At 60.3% G+C, this 1,351-nt stretch carries 1 protein-coding gene; it reads left to right on the forward strand.

The genetic code is table 11. The features are described 5' to 3' along the window. A partial coding sequence (locus FTT99_RS16310; protein ID WP_000408446.1) for an IS91-like element ISVsa3 family transposase occupies nt 1-1,116 on the forward strand: 1,116 nt, incomplete at its 5' end. Nucleotides 1,117-1,351: the final 235 nt, after the last annotated feature.

Raw genomic sequence — 1,351 nt, forward strand, 5'->3', positions numbered from 1 at the left:
TTCCCGTTTCAGCTGCGTTTCCTGTTTGCCAGCCGGCCCGAGATCATGGGGTGGGTGCTGGGCATCGTTTACCGCGTCATTGCCACGCACCTGGTCAAGAAAGCGGGCCATACCCACCAAGTGGCCAAGACGGGCGCGGTCACCCTGATCCAGCGTTTTGGATCGGCGCTCAATCTGAATGTTCACTTCCACATGCTGTTTCTCGACGGTGTGTATGTCGAGCAATCCCACGGCTCAGCGCGTTTCCGCTGGGTCAAGGCGCCGACCAGCCCAGAGCTCACCCAGCTGACGCACACCATCGCCCACCGGGTGGGTCGCTATCTGGAACGGCAAGGCCTGCTGGAACGGGATGTCGAAAACAGCTATCTGGCCTCGGATGCGGTGGATGACGACCCGATGACACCCCTGCTGGGGCACTCGATCACTTACCGTATCGCTGTCGGTTCACAGGCGGGGCGAAAGGTGTTCACTTTGCAAACTCTGCCGACCAGTGGTGATCCGTTCGGTGACGGGATTGGCAAGGTAGCCGGGTCCAGCCTGCACGCCGGCGTGGCGGCCAGGGCCGATGAACGCAAGAAGCTCGAACGGCTGTGCCGGTACATCAGCCGCCCGGCGGTATCCGAGAAGCGGCTGTCGTTAACACGAGGCGGCAACGTGCGCTACCAGCTCAAGACGCCGTACCGGGACGGCACCACGCACGTCATTTTCGAACCATTGGATTTCATTGCAAGGCTGGCCGCCCTGGTACCGAAGCCCAGAGTCAACCTAACCCGCTTCCACGGGGTGTTCGCACCCAACAGTCGGCACCGGGCGTTGGTCACGCCGGCAAAACGGGGCAGGGGCAACAAGGTCAGGGTGGCTGATGAACCGGCAACACCAGCACAACGGCGAGCGTCGATGACATGGGCGCAACGGCTCAAGCGTGTTTTCAATATCGACATCGAGACCTGCAGCGGCTGCGGCGGCGCCATGAAAGTCATCGCCTGCATTGAAGACCCTATAGTGATCAAGCAGATCCTTGATCACCTGAAGCACAAAGCCGAAACCAGCGGGACCAGGGCGTTACCCGAAAGCCGGGCGCCACCGGCTGAGCTGCTCCTGGGTCTGTTTGACTGACGAGCCTGAAGGCCAACGATACCAATCAAAATGCTGCGTTCACAGCGCCGCGGCAGGGATCCGCCGTGCTGGTTGTCGGAAAAGGAGCCGCTAGTGGGAAAGAGGAGGGTAAATTTTCAGCGTTGCTGGCTCCCCGTCAGCCGGATTGGGTTGCATCGCAGGGGTGTCGAAAGAGTCAACTGCGGTCCAAAGCTGTTGGACTTGGGTGAAAAGGGCGTTTATTCTTCCTATACGT

The organism is Acinetobacter sp. YH12040 (genome assembly GCF_013420005.1).
Lineage (GTDB): Bacteria > Pseudomonadota > Gammaproteobacteria > Pseudomonadales > Moraxellaceae > Acinetobacter > Acinetobacter amyesii.